Source organism: uncultured Psychroserpens sp., from assembly GCF_947500255.1.
In the GTDB taxonomy this organism is placed as follows: Bacteria; Bacteroidota; Bacteroidia; order Flavobacteriales; family Flavobacteriaceae; genus Psychroserpens.
In genome coordinates, this window is sequence record NZ_CANMRL010000006.1 from 189127 (window position 1) to 211467 (window position 22341).

Genomic DNA, 22341 nt, shown 5'->3' on the forward strand with positions numbered 1-22341 from the left:
TCCATAATGTTATTTTTGACAGTCAATATGGGATTTTCCCAACATGATAACAAAATAGGTCAAGTTGAGAAATTTCTTATAAATTTCAAACGACATAACTTAGAAAAAATAGAATCATCAGTTAATGTCGAAGATACTTTAAAATATTACATTGACTGGCAAATAGCTGCATTTAAAGATAATGAATACAATCCTAATATATTGTCAAAATACAATCCTGAATTGCATCCGGAAATAAGCTACTATTATAAATTTCTCCATTACCTAAATAAAGGAGAATATATCTTAAAAAAGTCTATATCATCAGATTCTCTTGCTTTCAAAAATTTCAAAAAAGCTTTAAATCTTGCCGAAAAATACGACAATAATATTTTTGCTTGTGAGGCTCTAAAAAAAATAAAAAAGTACCTATTTAAGTTTTATCTGCTCAACGAGAAATTAGATTTTTACAACGAAATTCATAAAGATTACAGCTATGACTCTTTTGAAGAATATAAAGTTGAATTTTATGCTCTAGGAAGTAAAATGCAAAAATACTATTCAGGCAACAAGTCAGAAAAACCAAAACTATCGGATTATTTAATTTTGAATAAATATGCAAACAACAGTTCGAGTGACTACAATAGAGCTGAAGCCTATCAACTTTTAGGAGCGTACTATTGGAATTTCAATATAAAAATTGACAGTTCATTTTATTACTATGACTTAGCAGAATCTATTTACTCGTCAAAAAACTATTATAAATATAAAGAGAAGAATTCCGAAATAAATATTAATAGAGCAAAATTATTACACGATCTAAACAGGTATAATGAAACCATAGATTTACTTGAAAACAATCTTCATACAACTAATAATCAAATCAAACGAAGTGCTTACCAATTGTTATATGATGTATATTTTAAAACAAATCAATTCAAAAAATCCTCAGAAATACTTCTCAAAAAAGAACAATTTTTAGACAGCTTAAAGACTAACGAACACCAAATAAAAATTTCTGAGTATCAAATTCAATATAAAACAGAAAAAAAAGAAAAGGAGAATTTCCAATTAAAAGCAAACAATTTAAAGAGCGAATCCAAAAGAAAGCAAAACGAAAATATTGCTATAGGTCTAGGTGGTACATTAGCCTTAGGTAGTATCATCGCCTTGCTCCTATACAAAAACACCAAACGCAAACAAAAACTAGCCGAGCAAGAGAAAGAACTCGAAACTCAAAAACTAACCACCGTTTTAAAAGAACAAGAACTCACAGCTATTGACGCCATGATCGAAGGTCAAGAAAAAGAGCGCCAACGTATAGCTAATGATTTGCATGATGATCTGGGCGGACTCATGGCTACAGTTAAACTCCACTTCAATGCGCTTAAAGACAAGCAAACACCTGAACTTTATGCTAAAACCAATGAACTCATAGACGAAGCCTATGAAAAAGTAAGAACCGTCGCTCATGCTAAAAACTCAGGTGTGATTGCCAAACAAGGCTTACTAAAAGCGATTAGTGAAATGGCTGAAAAAATTTCAACAGCTAACAAGATTACAATTGATGTGATTGATCACGGATTAGAAAATCGACTGGAAAACAGTTTGGAGCTAACCATTTTTAGAATCATACAAGAGCTCGTTACCAACATCATTAAACATGCTAATGCCACTGAAGCTACTATACATATTACCAATCATGATGATAGCTTAAATATTATGGTTGAGGACAATGGCAAAGGTTTTAATCCAAGTCAGGTGACAAAAACCAAGAAAGGCATGGGCATTAGTAGCATTGATAAACGCGTTGCGCATTTAGACGGCTCGATGACTATAGAATCTGAACAAAACAAAGGCACTACTATAATTATTGACATTCCATTATGATACGATTAGCCATAGCCGAAGATCACCAATCCCTTATTGATGGCATAAAACTGCTGTTGGAGTATGAGGACGATATTTCTATTGTCGGCACTGCTAATGATGGTGAAGCGCTTTTGGAGGTTGTAGAAAAGAAACGCCCTAATGTTGTGCTGACAGATATACGTATGCCTAAACTTGATGGTATTGCAGCAACCAAACGCATAAAAAAATCAAACCCAGAAATTAAAGTATTGTCCTTTACCATGTTTGATCAAATTGATGCTATCAAACAAATGCTAGATGCTGGCGCGACAGGTTATATTTTGAAAAACTCTTCACTAAATGAAGTTTTAAAAGCCATACGAACAGTTGCTAAAGGCGAGACCTATTTTGATGCCAATATCAATACCAATGCATTGGCTTCGGAAAACAAGACAAAAACTAAAGGTGTACTCACCAAACGTCAAATAGAAATTTTAGAATTGATCGCTTTAGGTAAAACCTCACGAGAAATTGCTGATGAGCTTTTTATAGGCGTGCATACCGTAGATACACATCGCAAAAATATGGCGCGCATCCTAGGACTTCAAGGCAAAGGTGAATTGATGCGCTATGCTATAGAAAAGAAATACAAATTCTAGATTTACCCGTTATTGGGTATGTTTTGACTTAAGATGGATACTTAGATTTGAATCTAATCAATTAATATCCATTATGAAAAAGAAAAACTATTGTGCTCTAGTACTACTATTATTTCTTTCAGCATGTAAAGAGGAGGCAAAACATTACGGTAAAGATGCTGAAAATGACAACGTTGATAGCCTTATTCTATTTTCTAGAAAAAGCAGTAATCATGTATTTGTAAAACAACAATCAGATAATGATTCACAATGGAAAAACAAAAATGACATTTTACTTGATACTACTTTAGAAAATGATAATTATAAAATAAACGCATCTGATTTAGATAATGCGAGTTCTATAGAGATTGTAAATTTTAATGAAGAATTATTAGATACGTCAGAAGAGCTTAATGCTTTTTTATTCAACCAATTAATAACGCTTAACATAGAGTCTATAAAAGAAACGTCTGAGACGGAAAAATTTTGGAAAGGAAATTTATCACAACAAAACTCAATTTTTACAATTTATAAAGTAAATGAAACTTACTCTGGTTGGTTTTTTTATGACAATGAGCAATATCAAATAAAAAATAATGGGGATAACTATTTATTATTAAAAATCGACCAAACTCAATTTATCGATGAATCAGAACCATTGTTAATTTTCGATAATGACACCATCAATCAAGATTTAAATGATCAATCATTTAATGATGATGGGAATACCATTGATATACTAATTTGTTATTCTTCCAAAGCAAAACAAGCTGCCGGAGGAAAGGACCAAATTGAAAGCTTTATAAAGAACACTGTAGTTGTTACAAATTTATCTTACACTAATAGTAATGTCTCACATAAAATAAGGCTAGTCGGAACTCATGAATTAACAAAAGATGAAACAGGAATAGCCGAAAAAGAAGTAGACCTCCTCAAAAACAATTCTAATGTCAAAAATTTAAGAGATCAGGTAAAGGCTGATATAGTAATGCTTTTTGTTGAAGATTTAGATAGTTGCGGAATTGTTTATGCCATCCAAAGTTCTATAACACCTTCGTTTCAGTCTAACGCCTATGGAGTCGTTAAACGTAGCTGTGCATTAGGTTACTATTCTTTAGCTCATGAGATTGGTCATTTAATGGGCTGTAGACATAATTGTGCAGCAGATAATAATTCAACTCCATATCCCTATAGTCATGGCTATGCCTATTGTGGCTCTGGTAATAAGTGGAGGACCATAATGTCTTATAATAAATGTGGTAATACGCGCATTCCTTTTTGGTCAAACCCTAATATTAAATACAATAATCATCCGATGGGTGAAGCTAATGGAAGTTGTACAAGCAACAACACTTCTGTTTTGAACAATTCATCATTTACAGTAGCTAATTTTCGGCAATCTGAAAACTCAAACTTTAATCAATAAATATTCTAAATCATGAAAAAACAATTATTATTCTTAACAATCACCTCCTTACTATTATTCTTTAATTCTCATAGTCAAAGTACATTTTATTCTTTAGAGAATAACAAAGTAAAAAGCATAAAAAAAAACGAGAGTACAAGTATCATCCAATTTGTAGATAATGAGGATGACAATAATAAGGACGCATTTACAACATTTCTATTCAATAATCTTTTATTCCCTTTAGTAAGAGACAATATTTCAAAGTTATTCTACAATCCAAAAAAATTCATTTATGAGCAAGCTGGATTTCACTCCTTTATTGAATACGACCATGGTAGTCCTAGATTAAAATCTGACTTTAATAATCAAGATCTAATCTATTTCCAGCAATACATATTTGACTTTAAAGATAACAACAACGCCCCAATAAACCCTATTAAAGCTATTGAGTTATCTTTTAAAATCGAAAAAACAGCAGCAAATAATGCTCAATCAGACCAAACAATTAATCTTTTAAGTTTAGCCAAAGCGGAACTAAATTATTCTGGTGCAAAAATTAAAAATAACAAAAAAGAAATCAACCTTATTGTAGAAGTTCTTTTTAATTATTATGACTCATATGGAGAATTAAGAGCTTTTAAAACAGAACCTTACAATATTTCTAAAATAAGTGCCAATGGTTCCCAGAATACAATAACAGATAAAAAACAAATTTTGCCTAACATGAAAATTGTGACCTCTGTTCAAATAAAGGTCACTGAGGTGAATTCAAGAAAAAAAGATTTAGACAAGTGGTTAGAATTATACACAGAAAATAAGGATAAAATTCAATCTTTCATCTTCGATAATATCAAATTATAGACTTTAAATAAGTTGATAAAAACAATAGGGAGAACACAATTATTTATCAACAAAAAAAGGATGTCAGTTACTACATCCTTTTTACATTATATGCTATATATCATCTAGTTTTCCTCTGGAAGGAAACCATAAATCTTACTATAGTTTAACATCTGTCCATCAAACGTATCTGGTTGTGTTACTTTGATTGCTGTAATCTCGCCATTATCATCAGTTTCGGCAACTAATACTGGATTTACAAATCCGCTATAAGGTGCAGACGTAAATTGCTTATTACGTTCTAAAACCTCAGCATGTATCGTTTGATCCACCTTAACACCGTAACCTTCAACTAAAGCTTCTACAGCTTCATAGTCGCCTTCAGACTTGATACGCTGTGTTTCTCTTAGCAATTGACCAAATAACTCATGTAACTTCTCATAGTCATTGATATTGAAATACGTTTTTCCATCTCTAGTTACTTTCTCGATCACATTGTCAGCTTTTCCTTTTTCGAATGCCCAAGCAGACACCCATTGTCTGTTAACCATATGAGCTTCTTCAACATCGTCTCCTAATTTCAAGCGTATTAATTGTGTCATTAATCCGTTTCTGATGTAACCATCGTAAGCTGCCTTTCCAACCGATTTCCAATCGTCAACTAATCCTAATTCTTGCAATTTCGGATTGTATAAATAGTATAATCCTACTAAATCTGCACGCCCTTCTTCTAAAGTGGATGCATATTTTTTAAGTGTCTCTTTGGTTTCTCCAACACCAGGATTTAATTGCCCTGAAGCATGACCTATAACTTCGTGAAGTGCTGTATGTAATTTATCGCCTAATTGTCCATATTTCTTTTCTAATTCATACTCTTCATCATCATGAACAAACTCTTTTAAACGACCTGTACTCCCAGCATTATTATATGCATTAATGATATTACCTAAAGACACCGACTTACTTCCTACTTCTTTTCTAATCCAATTAGCGTTTGGTAAATTCACACCAATAGGTGTACTTGGCGATGCATCTCCAGCTTCACCTGCCACAGTAACTACTTTATACGTCACACCAACAACAGTATCTTTTTTATGCTCATCCATTAAAGGTGAATTGTCTTCAAACCATTGCGCATTTTCAGAGAGCACAGCCATTTTTTGAGACATATCAAAATCTTTAATCTGGACAATCGTCTCATACGATCCTCTATATCCTGCAGGATCATTATAAACTTCAATAAAACTGTTAATGTAATCTATATTACCATCTGTTGCAGCAGTCCAAGCCACATTATAATCATCCCAAGTTTGTAAATCACCTGTTTTGTAATAGTTAATTAAAATCCCTATGGCATCTCCTTGCGCTTTGTTTTCTGCTACACCTTGAGCTAATTCTAGCCATTTGATAATTTCATCAATAGCAGAGCCATATAATCCACCAGACTTATAAACGCGTTCTTTTAAAACACCGTTTTCTTTCACTAATTGTGAATTTAGACCAAACGATAAAGGTTGCTCTGGATTTGGAGACGTCTTAGCTTTATAAAAGCTTTCTACGTCTGCAGTAGTTACATCAGGCCCGTAGAAATTAACTGCCGATAATAATACATTATCAACATCTTTAGTTAGATTAACTTTCTTAGCATCATTATCATTAAAAATAACATCAAAGGCTTCGCCTTCTAGTTTTGTATTGGTATCCGTAAGAAGTCCTTTTAAATAGTCTGAAGAAAATTCAGGCTTCAGTTTATCGTTTGAATAATGGTGATGTATTCCGTTAGAGAACCAAACTCGTTTCAAATAGATCTCAAAAGCTTTCCAATCGTTAGACGTTTTATCACCTTTATAGTTAGCGTATACATTTTCTAATGCATTTCTAATTTTTAGATTATGTCTATAGTTTTGATCCCACATAATGTCACGACCAGATAAACCCGCTTGTGTTAAATAATACACTAATTTTTGTTCTTTTAACGACAAGTTCTCCCAACCAGGAATTTGATATCGTAAAATTTTAATGTCTGCAAATTGTTCTACATTAAAGCTAAACGCTTCGCTTTTTGTTACCTTATTAACATCTGTACCATCAGCTTTTTTATCGTCTCCACAAGAAAACAACATACCTGCTGTAATAAAGAATACTAGGATAAATTTTAATTTCATTGCTAAATATTTAATTGTTGTTTCGCAAATGTAAACATTTAATAACATCTCCTAAAATTGATTATCTTTGAGTACCTAATTAACTTCTAATCAAAAATCAAAAAATGAAAGCACTTAAATATGTACTGTTTTTATTGGTTATCTTTTTTATAGGTATATCGATTTACATTGCCGTTCAACCTAACTCTTTTGAGGTCACACGAACAAAAACAATCAATGCACCTACAAGTGTTGTATACAATAATGTTATCGACTACAAAAACTGGGAAGCATGGTCGTCTTGGGCTGAAGCAGATCCTGATATGATCATTACTTTACCTGAACAAACTAAAGGCATTGATGGTTCGTATCAATGGGAAGATAAAGATGGTGTAGGTACCATGAAAACTATTGATGCAAAAACCAATGAAACGATTATTCAAGAAATGCAATTTGCCGATTTTCCTAAATCTGATGTAAGATGGGATTTAAAAGACAACAAGGATGGTACAACAGAGGTCACTTGGTCTATTTCTGGAAAAGACCTACCATTTGGTTTTAAAGCTTTTTCAGCGCTTATGGGTGGAATGGAAAAACAAATTGGTCCAAATTACGAAAGAAGTCTAGAGAAATTAGATAGTATTCTGGTTGTAGATATGAAAAAATACAGTGTTAATGTGGATGGTATCACTCAACATAGTGGTGGTTTTTACTTGTACAACACTACCTCTTGCAAAATGGAAGATTTTAAAGATAAAATGCAGGAAATGATGCCTAAAATAGGTGGCTATGCCATGTTAAACAACATTACTATGGCTGGAAAGCCGTTTGTGATTTATCATACATGGGATGAAGAAAATAATACGGTAATGTTTTCATGTTGTATTCCAACAACATCTAAGATCATGACCAATGATCCTGATGTACTCACAGGTCAGATAGAGCCTTTTAAAGCGTTAAAAACTGTACTTACAGGTGACTATGAAAACCTTAAAGAAACTTGGGAAAAAGCTATGGCTTATATTGCCAAAAACAATTTGGTACAACCTGAAAATGGTATGGCTATTGAATCCTATTTAACAGATCCAATGACGACTCCTAATCCTGCCGAATGGATTACCGAGGTTTACTTAGAAGTTGAATAACAAATGAAACAACTTTTATTAGTCTTTCTTGGTGGTGGCATTGGTAGTGCAATTCGGTTTTTGATTGGAAAACAATTTACATTTGACAGTTTCCATTTTCCTTGGGCGACTTTTATTGTTAACCTTATAGGTAGTTTTATTATAGGAATCGTTTTTGGCTATATGCTCGTTAAAGGTAAAATAGCAAATGACCTATTTGTATTTTTGGTAGCAGGCTTTTGTGGTGGATTTACAACCTATTCCGCATTTGCACATGAAAGTATATCGCTACTTAAAGCCGGACAAACTCAACTTTTTCTCACCTATGTCCTCTCAAGTATATTTATAGGTTTTTTCTGCGTGTGGTTAGGCTATATGGCAACAGACTTACTGTTCTAATACTTTTTAAACACCTTTACTCCTGCTTTAACTTCTAGGTCTAAATAATTTTCTCGAGGAACAATCGGACAAGAATATTTTTCATTATAAGCACAATACGGATTATAAGCCGAGTTAAAATCAATCGTTATCTCATTCCCTTCAGGAATTCTTAAATCAATATAGCGTCCGCCACCATAACTATCCTCACCATTAGTATTGTCTAAAAACGGTAGGAATAGATAATCTTCATATTCTGCTTCTTTCATAAGATCTTTTCCTTGATATACATTTAAGTTATATTGTTTGCCGTTTAACTCAAAAGACAAAATACCATATACACGTTCATCTGAAACTCGACTCGTGGTCGTTGGCATTTTAAACCATTTTGAATTTGGAGTTCGTTTTAAGCTTGCCTTTACAACAAACGTAGAATCAAACTTAAAAAAATCTAAACTCCTAAAGTTCTTCCTGTCCTTTTCTTTTAATGGTGAAGTCGTGGCATCTTTATATTCTGCGTTTATCTCTTTCTGAAATTCAGTTTCGCCTGCAATAGGTCTTTTATCCTGTGCACAACTCAATGCCGAGATGACAACTAGAATACCCAATAAATAATATCTCATAATTATATTTTTCATTTCAAAAATACAACATAAACAAATTTTTCATAGTTTTGGGGAACAATAATCGAGAATAATGCAAAACTGCGTCGTAACATATACAAAAAGACAGACCTCTTTTCTAAAGAGTCGGACTTCCTATATGCTATGATAATATAATTATATAACCAATCAATCATAAAAAGTCCGACGATATCGTCGGACTTTTTACTTTTATACAACAATCAAAATGAAAACTTTATTCAACAATTACCTCAACACATTTAAAGGTCTCTCCATTGAGATATGGTGGCTAGCATTAATTACTTTGATTAATAGAGCTGGTACGATGGTTATTCCGTTTTTGTCATTATACCTAAAAGAAGATTTACACTTTACCGTTGGTGATGTTGGATGGATTATGAGCGCCTATGGTTTAGGTTCTGTAGCTGGCTCATGGCTTGGTGGTAAATTAACAGACCAAATTGGTTATTATAAAGTTATGGTACGAAGCCTTCTATCAACAGGTGTCTTGTTTATTGCTATGCAATTCCTCAACACATTTACATCAATATGTATTGGAATATTCTTAGTAATGTTAGTAGCAGATACATTTAGACCTGCAATGTTTGTTGCACTCAATGCCTACAGTAAACCTGAGAATAAAATACGGTCATTGACATTAATTCGTCTAGCTATAAATCTGGGATTTTCAGCTGGACCAGCTATTGGCGGCTTAATTATTACTGGTCTGAGCTATAGTGGCTTGTTCTGGGTAGATGGTATCACTTGTATTGTAGCAACTTTTGTTATGATTAAAGTATTAAACCCAAAAAAGGCAAAAGTATTAGATACCATTGAAAATGATAATCCTGATTCGGCATACAACGATAAAGCATTTTTAGTATTCTTAATCGCCATGGCTTTGTTTGGAATTGTGTTCTTACAATATTTTTCTACCATTACGATCTATTATAAAGATGTACATATCCTAAGTGAATTAGAAATTGGATTACTTTTAGGTCTCAATGGATTCATCATATTCATCTTTGAAATGCCATTGATTAAGTGGTTAGAAGATTCTAGACACACGAAGTTGGGTCTTATGTTTGCCGGAGCCGTTTTAACTGGTTTAAGTCTACTCGTTTTAAATCTAACAAGTTGGACTGGTGTTTTGGTAGTTGGAATGCTGTTAATGACATTTGGTGAGATGGTAGCCTTTCCTTTCTCAAATGCTTTTGCTGTAGAAAGAGCTAAAAAAGGAAATCAAGGAGAATATATGGCTTTATATTCTATGTCATTTTCTATCGCTCATATCTTCGGACATAATGCTGGATTACAGATGACAGGCAAATTGGGATACGATAGCACTTGGTATATCATAACTGCCATTGCCTTTGTATGTGCTTTGATTTTGTTTACACTCAACAATAGATTGAAAACTAAAAAACTCAACGTATGAATTTAAACCAAATTACAATACCATCAATAGATGTCAAAAAAGCCTCAGTGTTTTATCAAACTTTGGGGCTTAAACTCATTGTTGATGCCTTGCCTCGCTATGTGCGCTTTGAATGTACAGATGGCAATGCGACATTTTCCATCCATAAAGTAAACACATTACCCAGTGGTAAGGGTATTACAATTTATTTTGAAGATGATAATCTCGATAAATTAGTAAAGGAACTTCAGCAAAAAGGGATTATATTTACTTCAGAACCTGAAGATAAAGATTGGTTATGGCGTGAAGCCCATTTATATGATTTGGATAACAATCATATCATACTATTTAAAGCAGGTAGCAATAGAAAAAATCCGCCCTGGCGTATTAATTAAAACACTTATAATGAAATATTTATATTACATCCTAATACTATCATTTTTTACGAGTTGCAATACTTCTGAAAATAAAAAAGAAGTAAAAACCAATGTCGTATTAAAAGACGTTCAATACGAAGAACAAGCCTATCCTAAATTAGAAGCTAACCGTTATAATGTTGCTTTTTTAATTATGGATGGTGTATATAATACAGAATTAACTGCGCCTTTTGACATTTTTCAGCATACTATATTTAGAGATAGTATCAAAGCTATGAATGTATTTACTGTGGCTAAAACTGATGAACCAATTGTCACTTTTGAAGGTATGCGCATCTTACCAGATTTTAATTATACCGAAGATAAACTACCAAAAATTGATATTCTTGTTGTACCAAGTGCTGAACACCATTTAGATACAGATCTAGATGACCAAGTCATGATTGATTTTGTCAAACGTATTGATAAAGAGGCGCAATTTATCACCTCACATTGTGATGGTGCTTTTGTTTTAGCACAAGCTGGACTATTAAACGATGTCGTATCGACAACATTTCCAAGTGACATTGATACGATGAGAAAGCGTTTTCCACAATTAGATATAAGAAAAGAAGTGCTATTTGTTCACGACGGAAAATACATTACCTCAGCAGGTGGTGCAAAATCATTTGAAGCAGCACTATACCTATGTGAATATCTCTATGGAAAGGATATAGCTAAAAGTCTGGCAGGAGGTTTGGTTATTGATTGGAAACTAGACAACGTACCGCATCTAATAATTGAAGAATAGTCTTATTTTAAAGGTTTAACCTCATTATGCTTAATAACATGAGATAATACAATCTGTGTTTTGGTTTCACCATAAACAATCAATTGATCAATAAAAGACTCTAGATGTTTTTGATTTTTTAAAACCACCTCCATTACTATATTTTCATTGCCAGTAATTCGATAACAATTAATCACTTCATCATAAGTTTTCACTTTTTCCAAAAAAGGTTTAAGCATGCCCATAAATGCTCTTAAAGTAATTAAAGCTTTAAGTTGATATCCAACTTCAAAAGGAGATACTAAAGCATTATAGCTTTCAATAATACCAGCATCTTCCATTTTCTTTATACGTTCTGAAACAGCTGGAGAACTAATACCAACCTGACGACCAATTTCGGCATTAGATTGTCTTGCACTGAGTTGTAGACATTTTAAAATGTTCCAATTTAAAGAGTCAATATACATTTAAAGTAATTTTAAAATATACGTTAATAATTAAATCAAATATACGTTTTTACTTTAAATAGTAAAGTGACATGTCGTTACTTGTCACTAATTTTGTTACCATTGCTATTGAAAAAATGAATTATAACCTACCATCGAACCTATCAGAACTGCCTATATATCAAAAGGCTATGGATATTCTTGTACTATCAAGAAGTATTTCTACATATATCAACCAAGATTTATCATATTTAAGACCTGACGGTTCAGAAGATGCAGATATTTATTTTTCTGGAGATATTATCCAACAATCTGAATCTTTAGCACCAGAAATAGAAAAGGCTCAGGCTGAGCGTTTTTCAGACAAAAAACATAAACATCTAGATTCTATAGAACGCTTAACTCATCGTTTACATCTCAACTGTACTCGTCTACAGCACTGTAATAGTAATGGAAAAGATTTCTTACCTATTCTTCAAAGTGAGCTCAAAAAATTCAAGCGCTTGCAACGTTCATGGATGATGACGCTTTAAACTTTTCGCTTTAAGGTCTTCTTAATTAGTAATTGATATTTTGATAATTCATGAGCCACTTTCTTTCGAAGTAAAAATAGGCCAATCATATTAGGTACTAGCATTGAAAACACCATAGCATCACTAAAGTCTACAACTGCTGTTAATGTTGCCGCTGCTCCTATAACTGTAAATACACAAAAAAGTAATTTATAGGTATATTCTGTTTTCTTTCCTCTTCCGAAGAGAAAACTCCAAGATTGATAGCCATAATAAGACCATGATATCATTGAAGAGAAAGCAAACAATATTACAGCGACGGTAAGCACATAAGGAAACCATGATATACCACTTTCTAAAGCTGTTGCTGTTAAAATAACACCTTGCTCAAAACTAATTTCTGTACTAGTATCTACTTGACCTGTAATAATTAAAACTAAAGCAGTCATTGTACACACCAAAACTGTATCTATGAATGGCTCTAGTAAGGCTACTAATCCTTCACTAGCTGGATGCTTTGTTTTTACAGCACTATGAGCAATAGAACTACTTCCAATTCCTGCTTCATTACTAAAAGCTGCTCGCTTAAACCCTTGAATAAGCACACCTACAAATCCGCCTCCAACACCCTTCGGACTAAAAGCTCCATCCCAAATTGCAGCAAAAGCATCTGGAATTTTAGAGAAATTTAGGCCCAAAATTATTAAAACAGCCAGTAAATAAACGACCACCATTACTGGAACAACCTTATCAGTAACCTTAGCAATTTTCTTTATTCCTCCAATAATAACGATACCAACAAAGATTGCCATTATCAATCCGAAAACCCAACCATGACCAGATAAAAAACTAGAGTCGCCTCCTGTAACATATTCGAAGAGTTTAAATGCTTGATTCACTTGGAACATATTTCCTCCACCAAAAGAGCCACCAATGCACATAATGGCGAAAGCGACTGCCAAAACTTTCCCGAGTTTGGCTAGTCCTTTTTCAGATAATCCTTTCTTTAAATAATACATGGGACCACCATATACAGTACCATTAGCATCTACTTCTCTGTATTTTACACCAAGTGTACACTCTACAAATTTTGAAGACATACCCAACAATCCCACTAGGACCATCCAAAAAGTAGCTCCTGCTCCACCAATTGATAAAGCAATAGCCACGCCTGCAATATTTCCTAAACCTACCGTAGCTGAAACTGCAGCAGTTAATGCTTGAAAGTGGCTTACCTCTCCATCACCATGACCTTCTACTCGTATAGTATCGGGATTATCGCCATCAACTGATGATACGACATCTGATACTGACACAGTACCAGATTCTTCTAGGTCGTCATAAGTTCCTCTAACAACTTTAATAGCTGTCAAAAACGCCCTAATATTGATAAATCTATAATAGAACGTAAAATATCCCGCTCCAAAAATTAAGACAATCAACACCCAGGGAATACCGACCGTTTCAGTAATTGGAATTTCAGCAAAAATAGCATCAACAAACCATTGTGTTGCTGCGCTAAATTTTTCATTGATTTGCTCGTCTAATGATTGATTTTGAAGTAGAAGTATCATGAATGAAGTTTTTGGCAAATTGCACTGAAACTTCAAAAACCGAAAGGTTACGTAGTGTTGAAATTTTTAGCTTGAACTAGTTAACCACGTACTTAAGCATTAGGTTTTACCGTTGCGTATTTAAGTAGATTATGCTCTTTCGCATAAGCGATTAATTGTTCCTTGCCTTCATTACCTTTTATATTAAGCATTTTTTTTATTTGATGAATATGTGTTTGAAATCCGTCAACACTAATATGCATCGCCTCGGCAATTTCGGTATAAGATTTTTGTTGACCTAATAGTGCTAGGTTGGCTAAAACTTCTTTTTGTCGATCAGAAAGTTCTATATTATGTAATTCACGAAGACCAACTAGTTCTCCTTTCATCGTCTTAATGGTATCTAGATGACTTTCATTGGCTAAGGTCATCTGCTCTAATTTGTGCTCTAGATTTGTTTTGTCTTCTGACAATTGCTTTACCATTGATTGTTGTTGTTCTTTTTCAGAAAGAAACTTCCAACTGTACAACAAAATTGAAAACAATAAAATAAAAAGAAATTTAAAAGAAATAGCCGTGATACTTCCTACAACACTCCAAAATTGCTGATCGATAACTTGAATGACTTGATCTTGAGGAATAATTCTATGTGATACAGCAATAATGATAAGTACAAATAATGCAAATGTTGGCAGATACATAAACTTCATCTGCCGACTTTTAAATGCCTTATTGAGTTCATACAATAAGGATAATGCAACAAAAATTGAGATTGGAATATCGATAAGCCAAATGAAATTGTTACTTATGTCTTCATTATTATATGATGTAGCAATAAATACAAACGCAATCATTCCTAATACTCCAGAATATAAACCAATGAATTCTTTGGTGGAAAAGCGTTCAATTAGCCTTACTATGATTCCTCTTGTATCATTATGCTCTATGGAAGGTAATGACAATAAGATGAATAATGAATTGGCCAATGAAATGACAACACCTACATAAATGATCAATTTATGACTTGATGACCAGCCTAATATATGAGTAAAAACGATATTAAGCACTGCACCTATACCCCAAACAAAAATAGCTAGTCCAAACCATTTAATTCCATTGATAGCAGCCTTACTTGTACCACGTTTATGTTCTTTTATAAAGATACGCTGAATAATAATTGCAGTAATAATACATACAATAGAGGTAACCGTATATTCTATAGTTGAAAGCATTACTCTTTGGTTTGAAATATTAAATATAGAAAAATCCCTCGATGAAAAGGGATTTTATTGTATTTGATAAACGTAAGTTATATATATTTTACATATTTCTCCTATACTGTCCGCCTACCTCAAATAAGGCAGAAGTAATCTCTCCTAAGGAGCACACTTTACAAACATCCATTAGTGCTTCAAAGATATTTTCATTGTTAATGGCCTTATGTTGTAAATCTTTTAATAAGGTTTTCGTGTCATTAGCCTTATGAAGGTTCTCCAACGTTTTGATCTGAAATTGTTTTTCTTCCTCTGTCGCTCTAATAACCTCCGCAGGAATAACAGTTGGCGATCCCTTAGAGCTCAAGAACGTATTCACACCAATAATAGGGAACTTACCATTATGCTTTAATGTTTCATAGTACAAACTCTCTTCTTGAATTTTACTTCGCTGATACATCGTTTCCATAGCACCAAGCACACCACCTCGTTCTGTGATTCGATCAAACTCTAGTAAGACAGCCTCTTCAACCAAGTCTGTCAATTCTTCTATAATAAATGACCCTTGAATAGGGTTCTCATTTTTGGCTAGTCCTAATTCTTTATTAATTATTAACTGAATGGCCATCGCTCGACGTACAGATTCTTCTGTAGGTGTTGTAATAGCTTCATCATAGGCGTTCGTATGTAATGAATTACAATTGTCATATATAGCATATAACGCTTGAAGTGTTGTACGAATATCATTAAAATCAATTTCCTGAGCATGCAAACTACGTCCTGAAGTTTGAATATGATATTTCAGCATTTGTGCTCTAGCATTTGCACCATACTTATCCTTCATGGCTTTAGACCAGATTTTTCTAGCAACGCGACCAATTACGGCATATTCAGGATCGATTCCGTTGGAGAAAAAGAATGAAAGATTTGGTCCAAACTTATTAATATCCATTCCTCTTGATAAGTAATACTCCACATAAGTAAATCCGTTAGCTAGTGTAAATGCTAACTGAGAAATTGGATTAGCACCTGCTTCTGCGATATGATATCCTGAAATTGAAACCGAATAGAAGTTACGTACATTATTTTCAATAAAATACTCTTGAACATCACCCATTAAGCGCAATGCAAATTCTGTAGAGAAAATACAGGTATTCTGAGCCTGATCTTCTTTTAAAATATCAGCTTGAACTGTTCCTCTTACTTGCGCAATGGTTTGCGCTTTGATATTTTGGTAAACATCAGTTGACAACACTTGATCTCCTGTAACACCTAAAAGCATTAACCCTAAACCATTATTTCCTTCTGGAAGTTCACCATTATATGTTGGACGCTCTTTGTCTTTATAGATTTTAGCTATTTTAGCTTCAACGTCTTTTTCAAGATTGTTCTCTTTTATATAGATTTCACATTGCTGATCAATTGCTGCATTCATAAAAAAGCCCAATAACATTGGTGCAGGACCATTAATAGTCATACTTACCGACGTCATCACATCTGCCAAATTAAATCCTGAATACAATTTTTTAGCATCATCTAAACAGCAAATCGACACACCGGCATTTCCAATTTTTCCGTAGATATCTGGTCTGTGATCTGGATCATTTCCGTAAAGCGTCACACTATCAAATGCAGTAGATAAACGCTTAGCTGGTAACCCCATACTCACATAATGAAAACGACGGTTAGTTCGCTCAGGACCACCTTCACCAGCAAACATACGTGCAGGATCTTCACCTGTTCTCTTAAACGGATACAATCCCGAAGTATAAGGAAACTCTCCTGGCACATTTTCTTGTAAGGTCCAGCGTAAAATATCTCCCCAAGCTTGATATTTAGGTAAAGCTACTTTCGGAATCTGGGTGTGTGATAAAGACTCTGTATGTGTTTCAATTTTTATTTCTTTATCGCGAACTTTGAATGAATATATCGGATTTTTATACTTATTTACTTTCTCATCCCAACCTGTAATCACTTCCCAATTGTAAGGATCTAAGTTTAGTTTTACGCGATCAAATTCTCCAACCAATAATTTGATGAAATCTTTATTTTCATCTGAAGTCACAGACCCTGAATCAATTCCAGCTTTATCTAATTGTGGTGTTTTATCACTCACAGATTCTATAGTTTTATAAATACCATAAAGTTTTTGAGCTACTTCAACCTGATCGTTTGCGGTTTTGTCATACGCACGATTATTTTCAGCAATTTCAGAGAGGTAGCGCGTTCTAGATGGCGGAATCACAAAGATCTTTTCGCTCATTTCATTTGAAATATGAAATGTCGATTTTAAATCTGTATCTGTTTTCTCTACAATCTTATCCATAATGGCTTTGTAGAGTGTATTCATTCCAGGATCGTTAAATTGTGAAGCTATAGTTCCAAATACTGGCAACTCCTCTTGTGGTGTATCCCAAAGATTATTGTTACGCATGTATTGTTTTTTCACATCTCTTAAAGCATCTAACGAACCACGTTTGTCAAATTTGTTAATCGCTACCAAGTCTGCAAAATCAAGCATATCGATTTTTTCAAGCTGTGTAGCTGCTCCAAATTCTGGAGTCATAACATACAATGACACATCACTGTGCTCTATAATTTCGGTATCAGATTGCCCAATTCCTGACGTTTCTAAAATGATCAAGTCATATTCTGCAGCTTTTAATACTTCTACTGCTTCATTGACATACTTTGATAAGGCTAAATTAGATTGACGTGTTGCCAAACTGCGCATATACACTCGAGGTGAGTTAATAGCATTCATACGAATCCTATCTCCTAATAAAGCGCCTCCTGTTTTTCGTTTTGAAGGGTCAACTGAAACAATTCCGATTGTTTTTTCTGGAAAATCTATTAGAAAACGTCTCACCAATTCATCCACCAAACTCGATTTACCAGCACCACCAGTACCAGTAATTCCAAGAACAGGTGTTTTTGAATTTTTATTTTTAGTATGTATTTTATCTAAGGTCTCTTTAGCTATATCAGGAAAATTTTCTGCGGAAGAAATCACACGAGCGATTGCTTTAGGGTTTTTCTTCGGAAGATTATCTAACTCTCCATTTAACGCATCACCAATTGCAAAATCTGATTTTTCGACTAAATCATTAATCATACCTTGCAATCCCATTTCACGACCATCATCAGGAGAATAAATTCTAGAAATCCCATAGTCCATAAGTTCCTTAATCTCTGATGGTAGAATAACACCGCCGCCGCCGCCGAAGATTTTAATATGTCCAGCTCCTTTTTCATTTAGCAAGTCATACATGTATTTAAAATATTCGTTATGACCACCTTGATATGATGTCAAACAGATAGCATTTACATCTTCTTGAATGGCTGTATTGACAACTTCTTCAACACTTCTGTCATGGCCGAGATGAATAACCTCAACACCTGTGGCTTGAATAATTCGACGCATGATGTTGATAGATGCATCATGACCATCAAAAAGGGAGGCTGCAGTTACAATTCTTACTTTATACTTTGGGTGATATGGTGCGACTTGCTTCATTCGTAATATTATGATGTTTTAAAGACACAAATTTACGGAATTTTCAAAAGAAGCATTCAATTATTTAGAATTCTTTAATAAAAGAGAAAACAGGGCTTTATGGTTTTATTAATAAAATTTTTGTAGGATTTTTTATATTAAAAAAATATGATATTTTTTAATATTATGTTAATTTTTTATTAAATTTACATTCCTTACTCTTCTGAATTAAATTATAATCAAAATTTTAAGAAAATCTACTTTTGATAAAAATCACTATAAAGTGACGCTTTAAAAAGTTATGTGTCTAATTATTGCCTCACAACGAGTGAAGGTATAAACAATTATCTATAACCATTAACTAATTTTTAATTTTATGAAACAAAAATTATTTTTATTCCTATGCTTCATGGCAAGTGTAGGTTACGTTCAAGCTCAAGGGCTACCGACAAATCCAGAACCTGGAAAATGCTATGTAAAGTGTATCACTAAAGATACATTTAAAGAAGTTACAGAAACCTTACAAGTATATCCTGCATATACAACTTTAGAAATTGTACCTGCAACATATAAAACTGTAGAAGAAACAGTATTGGTTAAAGAAGCTAGTGAGAAATATGTATATACTCCAGCAACTTATGAAACTGTAGATGTATCTTATGTAAAAAAAGAAGGACGTACAGATTTAAAAGTCGTTCCTGCTACATTTGGTAGAGATTCTAGATCTTTTCAAACATATCCTGCAACTTCAGGTTGGGAATATAAGATTCTTGAAGACTGTCCTTCTGTAAACAAAGACGACTGTGTTGCTGCTTGTTTTGTTGAATACCCAGCAACTAATAGAGATGTTCCGTTTACAACTTTAGCAACAGATGCTAGTACAAATGCTGTGCCTGTTTCTGAACAGATGACTTCTTATAAAAAGCGTGTTATCAAAACTCCTGCACGTATGGATAAAATTGAAATTCCAGCAGAGTACAAAACAATAACACGTCAAGTTGTAGATGTTCCTGCTAGCACAAGAAGCAATACTATTCCTGCTAGAACTGAAACTGTAACAAGAACTATTCTTGATCAAAAAGGTGGTATTACTACTTGGGAAGAAGTTGAATGTGAATTATTGAACCCAACAGTTATTCCTATTTTTTATGAAACTGCTAGCGCTCGTTTAACTGCTGCATCTAAAAGAACGATTGATGAAACGTTATTACCTATCCTAAATGATAAGCCTGTAAGTATTGAGATTATGGCGCATACAGATGCTAGAGGTAATGATGATTACAACATGTCTTTATCACAGCAACGTGCTAATTCTGTTGTAAACTACTTAGTATCTAAAGGCATTTCTAGAAGTCGTTTATCTGCTAAAGGATACGGAGAGTCTAGATTAACAAACCGTTGTTCTAATGGTGTTGATTGTTCAGATACAGAACACAGAAGAAACAGACGTACAGAGTTTAGAGTATTAAACAACTAATAGTACTTCTAAATTAGATTATAAAAAAAGACACCTTTCAAGGTGTCTTTTTTCTTATACTATAAACTTTAAAGCTGCCTTTTTCTTTACTCACTTTAATACCATAGGTGTCTTGTAAATCTGTTTCCATGAGATTATAGAATCTATGGTGGATTTGCCAATCATGCTTCACCTCATCTGCTTCACCTTTTTTAATAACAACAGGTAAATTTAAAACAGAAGCTAACTGATACATAACATCATTAAAGGTAACATTATCTGCTTGAATTTGTGTGTCATCAATTAGGTATTGGGCAGTGTTCTTTCCCCAATCAATTTGCTGTGTATCCCAATAACGGATATTGGATATGTCTAACATTAATACATCCCCTTTTGTTTCAGTATGAAATAGATCTAATTTGAGTTCGTCTAAAATCTGGAAGGTTGCATTAGTTCCTTTTTTTATATAGACCTCATATGTTTTATTTAGTTCTGAGCTTATTAATACTTGATTAATGAGAAGTTTTTGTTCTCTAGCAATAATGCTTTTTAAATCGCCTTTGTAATGAATATAATTCCCTTTAACATTACTAACAAGTGTTTCATAGGTTTGATTCTTGAGCGGTTTCATTTCAAAATCTGATTTAGGCTTGTAATCGGCTTTGAATGTTTCGGCCTTTATTTTTTGCACTTTAAATACATTACTAATATCGCTTTGTTTGGTATGCTGCCTTAAATAGCGCTCAAGGTCTGCTTGTTTAAAATCGGTAGGACTTCCTTTCCATAATACAGTTCCTTTAGCGTTTAAAAGAAGTCCGTATGGAAGTGCCCTAGTATTGTTTGCTTTAAATGTTTCGCCTTTATAATCAATTGAAACAGCCAAATCTGTTGGGTGTTTTTTAAGAAATCTCTTGACAACTTCAGGATTTTCTTCAGACAAAGAGACCACATAAAAGCGATCAGGATATTGCTTTTGCAAAACACCTAAGTATTCAGATGCATAGACACATGGTCCGCACCAAGTTGCCCAAAAATCAATAAAGAAAAGCGATGCTTTAGTATCATTAGCAGATTTAGAAGCTTGTATCGTTTCAGAAAAACGAACTTGACTACTGCCAATAAGCGGAAAGCTAATACAGAGTAAGAGTACAAGAATTTTTTTACAATTCATTTCATTTGTTTTTATAACTCCCTTTATATTAACAACTATTGTGCTAAAATAGTATTTTAAAGTAATTAATTCTGATTTTCTCAATTACAAATCAAATACATGACCTTCTTTGGCAAAATTAAAACCTAAATTTTGAATACTATCTTTTAGCGGATGTGCATCCCTTATGGTTGGATTGGTATGATTAAAATGTATGAAATAGATTTTATTTTTTGTTGCCATTGATTCATTTTCAAATAACGTAGTGGTTTCAGTAGTAAAAGGATGTGGTATTTTACTCATATCTCGCTTTAATTCTCCATCTCTAAAGAATGAAGCATCAAGAAAGGCGTAATCTACTTGTTTCACCTCCTGCACAATATCTTTTTCCCAAATATGCCATTTATCAATATCAGGAATAAATAATGCTGATTTATTTTGTCCTTCTATCTTATATCCAACGGTTTCTGAAAACTCATCTCTATGAGGCACTTGTATAGGCGTAACCTTTAATGCAGTGCTAATCCTCATGATAGAGTCTCTTTGGAGTTCTTCTAATTGAATATTTCTAAAACTCACCAACTGACTCCAAGGTCCATTTGTTTCAAGGTAGTGTTTCATTCTTGGCATCACATACACTGGAATATAATCTCCCCCTAAAGCTTCAAATCCTAAATACATCAACCCTGTATAGTGACCAATATGAGCGTGTGTTAAAAAAACACCATCAATAACTTTATTGTTATCTAAATGTTTAGATTTCAAATTTTGAATTTGCTCAGACATATCTGGAGTAGCATCAAATAACCATTTTTGATTAGACTCTATATCTACCAAACCTAAACACGATACTAATTTTTTGGATTCTTCACCTTTATAAAAGGACAAACAACATGACTTCTCACAATTAATCTGTGGAAAACCTGCATCTTGAGCAATACCCAAAACTGTTATATATTGCTTAAA

The 22341-nt window shown here is 33.4% G+C and carries 19 protein-coding genes; 11 read left to right on the forward strand and 8 right to left on the reverse strand.

Annotated elements, in window-relative coordinates:
• Window positions 1–6: 6 nt before the first annotated feature.
• From Q0783_RS16005 to Q0783_RS16020, 4 genes are all read left to right on the forward strand, one after another.
• Window positions 7–1869, forward strand: coding sequence for an ATP-binding protein (locus tag Q0783_RS16005; protein ID WP_298896795.1), 1863 nt, complete (start codon window positions 7–9; stop codon window positions 1867–1869).
• Complete coding sequence (locus Q0783_RS16010; protein WP_298896797.1) at window positions 1866–2489, forward strand: response regulator transcription factor; 624 nt, start codon at window positions 1866–1868, stop codon at window positions 2487–2489. Before Q0783_RS16005 ends, Q0783_RS16010 begins: the two co-directional genes overlap by 4 nt.
• 73 nt (window positions 2490–2562) lie before the next feature.
• On the forward strand, window positions 2563–3894 hold the full coding sequence (locus tag Q0783_RS16015) for a M12 family metallo-peptidase (protein ID WP_298896801.1): 1332 nt from the start codon (window positions 2563–2565) through the stop codon (window positions 3892–3894).
• Window positions 3895–3906: 12 nt separating this feature from the next.
• On the forward strand, window positions 3907–4737 hold the full coding sequence (locus tag Q0783_RS16020) for a hypothetical protein (protein ID WP_298896806.1): 831 nt from the start codon (window positions 3907–3909) through the stop codon (window positions 4735–4737).
• 104 nt (window positions 4738–4841) lie between these two features.
• Here Q0783_RS16020 and Q0783_RS16025 read toward each other — a convergent pair whose 3' ends face one another.
• Complete coding sequence (locus tag Q0783_RS16025) at window positions 4842–6881, reverse strand: dihydrofolate reductase (RefSeq protein WP_298896808.1); 2040 nt, start codon at window positions 6879–6881, stop codon at window positions 4842–4844.
• Between the two features lie 104 nt (window positions 6882–6985).
• Between Q0783_RS16025 and Q0783_RS16030 the strand changes: the two genes are divergently transcribed.
• On the forward strand, window positions 6986–8005 hold the full coding sequence (locus Q0783_RS16030; RefSeq protein ID WP_298896810.1) for a GyrI-like domain-containing protein: 1020 nt from the start codon (window positions 6986–6988) through the stop codon (window positions 8003–8005).
• Between the two features lie 3 nt (window positions 8006–8008).
• A complete protein-coding gene (gene crcB, locus Q0783_RS16035) occupies window positions 8009–8383 on the forward strand; it encodes a fluoride efflux transporter CrcB (RefSeq protein ID WP_298760384.1) in 375 nt (124 codons plus the stop codon).
• On the opposite strand, the gene Q0783_RS16040 is transcribed toward crcB, so the two are convergent.
• The gene (locus Q0783_RS16040; RefSeq protein WP_298896812.1) at window positions 8380–8985 is read right to left on the reverse strand and encodes a DUF1684 domain-containing protein; all 606 of its coding nucleotides are present in this window, start codon (window positions 8983–8985) and stop codon (window positions 8380–8382) included. The two genes, crcB and Q0783_RS16040, sit on opposite strands and share 4 nt — an antisense overlap.
• A gap of 226 nt (window positions 8986–9211) precedes the next feature.
• Here Q0783_RS16040 and Q0783_RS16045 point away from each other — a divergent pair, with 226 nt between their 5' ends.
• The 3 genes from Q0783_RS16045 to Q0783_RS16055 are packed head-to-tail and all read left to right on the forward strand — an operon-like array spanning window position 9212 to window position 11569.
• Window positions 9212–10423 (forward strand): MFS transporter, encoded by a 1212-nt coding sequence (locus Q0783_RS16045; RefSeq protein ID WP_298896814.1) that lies wholly within the window; start codon window positions 9212–9214, stop codon window positions 10421–10423.
• A complete protein-coding gene (locus Q0783_RS16050) occupies window positions 10420–10797 on the forward strand; it encodes a VOC family protein (RefSeq protein ID WP_298896816.1) in 378 nt (125 codons plus the stop codon). The genes Q0783_RS16045 and Q0783_RS16050 overlap by 4 nt, the downstream gene beginning before the upstream one ends.
• Before the next feature lie 10 nt (window positions 10798–10807).
• On the forward strand, window positions 10808–11569 hold the full coding sequence (locus Q0783_RS16055; protein ID WP_298896818.1) for a DJ-1/PfpI family protein: 762 nt from the start codon (window positions 10808–10810) through the stop codon (window positions 11567–11569).
• 2 nt (window positions 11570–11571) lie between these two features.
• Here the strand turns inward: Q0783_RS16055 and Q0783_RS16060 are convergent, their stop codons facing one another.
• Window positions 11572–12015, reverse strand: coding sequence for an Lrp/AsnC family transcriptional regulator (locus tag Q0783_RS16060; RefSeq protein ID WP_230936758.1), 444 nt, complete (start codon window positions 12013–12015; stop codon window positions 11572–11574).
• A 71-nt stretch (window positions 12016–12086) separates the two neighbouring features.
• Between Q0783_RS16060 and Q0783_RS16065 the strand changes: the two genes are divergently transcribed.
• The gene (locus Q0783_RS16065) at window positions 12087–12527 is read left to right on the forward strand and encodes a hypothetical protein (protein WP_298899733.1); all 441 of its coding nucleotides are present in this window, start codon (window positions 12087–12089) and stop codon (window positions 12525–12527) included.
• Here Q0783_RS16065 and Q0783_RS16070 read toward each other — a convergent pair.
• The 3 genes from Q0783_RS16070 to Q0783_RS16080 all read right to left on the reverse strand — a co-directional run bounded on the left by Q0783_RS16070 (window position 12524) and on the right by Q0783_RS16080 (window position 18790).
• Window positions 12524–14080, reverse strand: a complete 1557-nt coding sequence (locus tag Q0783_RS16070) for an alanine/glycine:cation symporter family protein (RefSeq protein ID WP_298896820.1) — start codon at window positions 14078–14080, stop codon at window positions 12524–12526. The two genes, Q0783_RS16065 and Q0783_RS16070, sit on opposite strands and share 4 nt — an antisense overlap.
• A gap of 92 nt (window positions 14081–14172) precedes the next feature.
• Window positions 14173–15291, reverse strand: a complete 1119-nt coding sequence (locus tag Q0783_RS16075; RefSeq protein WP_298896822.1) for a response regulator transcription factor — start codon at window positions 15289–15291, stop codon at window positions 14173–14175.
• Window positions 15292–15379: 88 nt separating this feature from the next.
• Window positions 15380–18790, reverse strand: a complete 3411-nt coding sequence (locus Q0783_RS16080) for a methylmalonyl-CoA mutase family protein (RefSeq protein WP_298896824.1) — start codon at window positions 18788–18790, stop codon at window positions 15380–15382.
• Window positions 18791–19145: 355 nt separating this feature from the next.
• On the opposite strand from Q0783_RS16080, the gene Q0783_RS16085 reads away from it, so the two are divergent.
• Window positions 19146–20246 (forward strand): OmpA family protein, encoded by a 1101-nt coding sequence (locus tag Q0783_RS16085; protein ID WP_298896826.1) that lies wholly within the window; start codon window positions 19146–19148, stop codon window positions 20244–20246.
• Window positions 20247–20283: 37 nt separating this feature from the next.
• On the opposite strand, the gene Q0783_RS16090 is transcribed toward Q0783_RS16085, so the two are convergent.
• Both Q0783_RS16090 and Q0783_RS16095 read right to left on the reverse strand, forming a co-directional pair.
• The gene (locus tag Q0783_RS16090) at window positions 20284–21396 is read right to left on the reverse strand and encodes a TlpA disulfide reductase family protein (RefSeq protein WP_298896827.1); all 1113 of its coding nucleotides are present in this window, start codon (window positions 21394–21396) and stop codon (window positions 20284–20286) included.
• Between the two features lie 84 nt (window positions 21397–21480).
• A complete protein-coding gene (locus Q0783_RS16095) occupies window positions 21481–22320 on the reverse strand; it encodes an MBL fold metallo-hydrolase (RefSeq protein ID WP_298896829.1) in 840 nt (279 codons plus the stop codon).
• Between the last annotated feature and the right edge of the window lie 21 nt (window positions 22321–22341).

Excerpts from the sequence above, each read along its gene's own strand:
- Q0783_RS16005 (WP_298896795.1), top strand. The coding sequence starts at position 7 with ATGTTATTTTTGACAGTCAATATGGGATTTTCCCAACATGATAACAAA.
- Q0783_RS16010 (WP_298896797.1), top strand. The coding sequence starts at position 1,866 with ATGATACGATTAGCCATAGCCGAAGATCACCAATCCCTTATTGATGGC.
- Q0783_RS16015 (WP_298896801.1), top strand. The coding sequence starts at position 2,563 with ATGAAAAAGAAAAACTATTGTGCTCTAGTACTACTATTATTTCTTTCA.
- Q0783_RS16020 (WP_298896806.1), top strand. The coding sequence starts at position 3,907 with ATGAAAAAACAATTATTATTCTTAACAATCACCTCCTTACTATTATTC.
- Q0783_RS16025 (WP_298896808.1), bottom strand. The coding sequence starts at position 6,881 with ATGAAATTAAAATTTATCCTAGTATTCTTTATTACAGCAGGTATGTTG.
- Q0783_RS16030 (WP_298896810.1), top strand. The coding sequence starts at position 6,986 with ATGAAAGCACTTAAATATGTACTGTTTTTATTGGTTATCTTTTTTATA.
- crcB (WP_298760384.1), top strand. The coding sequence starts at position 8,009 with ATGAAACAACTTTTATTAGTCTTTCTTGGTGGTGGCATTGGTAGTGCA.
- Q0783_RS16040 (WP_298896812.1), bottom strand. The coding sequence starts at position 8,985 with ATGAGATATTATTTATTGGGTATTCTAGTTGTCATCTCGGCATTGAGT.
- Q0783_RS16045 (WP_298896814.1), top strand. The coding sequence starts at position 9,212 with ATGAAAACTTTATTCAACAATTACCTCAACACATTTAAAGGTCTCTCC.
- Q0783_RS16050 (WP_298896816.1), top strand. The coding sequence starts at position 10,420 with ATGAATTTAAACCAAATTACAATACCATCAATAGATGTCAAAAAAGCC.
- Q0783_RS16055 (WP_298896818.1), top strand. The coding sequence starts at position 10,808 with ATGAAATATTTATATTACATCCTAATACTATCATTTTTTACGAGTTGC.
- Q0783_RS16060 (WP_230936758.1), bottom strand. The coding sequence starts at position 12,015 with ATGTATATTGACTCTTTAAATTGGAACATTTTAAAATGTCTACAACTC.
- Q0783_RS16065 (WP_298899733.1), top strand. The coding sequence starts at position 12,087 with ATGTCGTTACTTGTCACTAATTTTGTTACCATTGCTATTGAAAAAATG.
- Q0783_RS16070 (WP_298896820.1), bottom strand. The coding sequence starts at position 14,080 with ATGATACTTCTACTTCAAAATCAATCATTAGACGAGCAAATCAATGAA.
- Q0783_RS16075 (WP_298896822.1), bottom strand. The coding sequence starts at position 15,291 with ATGCTTTCAACTATAGAATATACGGTTACCTCTATTGTATGTATTATT.
- Q0783_RS16080 (WP_298896824.1), bottom strand. The coding sequence starts at position 18,790 with ATGAAGCAAGTCGCACCATATCACCCAAAGTATAAAGTAAGAATTGTA.
- Q0783_RS16085 (WP_298896826.1), top strand. The coding sequence starts at position 19,146 with ATGAAACAAAAATTATTTTTATTCCTATGCTTCATGGCAAGTGTAGGT.
- Q0783_RS16090 (WP_298896827.1), bottom strand. The coding sequence starts at position 21,396 with ATGAATTGTAAAAAAATTCTTGTACTCTTACTCTGTATTAGCTTTCCG.